General features: G+C 59.1%; 1 protein-coding gene. It reads right to left on the minus strand.

Features of this window, described 5'->3' with window-relative positions:
• Positions 1-244 precede the first annotated feature (244 nt).
• On the minus strand, positions 245-611 hold a 367-nt coding region (locus tag PQQ96_RS42155; RefSeq protein ID WP_408303351.1), incomplete at its 5' end, for a hypothetical protein.

Here is a 611-nt window from a genome sequence, read left to right on the forward strand (position 1 = left end):
GTCCCTCGCACAGTTCCGGTAGTGGTGCATCTGGAATCCGTGTTCTCGCACATTCGGCCTCAGTGACAACGCAGTCATGCTTCCCGCCTCGCACTATGTGCTCGCCGGAAGGGTCCATCAGAAAACATGGACTTCGTTTGGACCTGGTGGGGGCCATCGGCTTCGCCTCGGCGATGCGCCAGTTGAGCTAGTGCTTTGGACATGCCACCGACGCCGGACATAGCCAGCGACATACTAAGTATAGCTAAGCGCTGAAAACGGCAAGCTGCTCTTTGAAATGCCGCGGGTATCGAATATGACTGACGGGTTGGTGTGAAGTGCCATGGCCATCGAGTATGGCTGGCGGCTTTGCGACGTGCCGCAGGCATCGAATACGGCAGGTGGCTTTGCGACGTGCCGCAGGCATCGAGTACGACGAACTGCCTTTTGAGGTGCCCTGCATCGAATGCGGCGGGTGGTTTTGTGAACTACCGTTGAGCGGAAAAACGGCGGCCGGTTTGATGAACGACCGCGTCGGCGCGCGCAGCGCCGCCGGAAGTATGACGCCTTTGTCACTCACGCCGAATGTGCGAGAACGCTGATTCCAGATGCACCACTGCCCCCTCCAAGCC

It is taken from the genome of Paraburkholderia sediminicola (assembly GCF_046027825.1).
Lineage (GTDB): Bacteria > Pseudomonadota > Gammaproteobacteria > Burkholderiales > Burkholderiaceae > Paraburkholderia > Paraburkholderia sediminicola_D.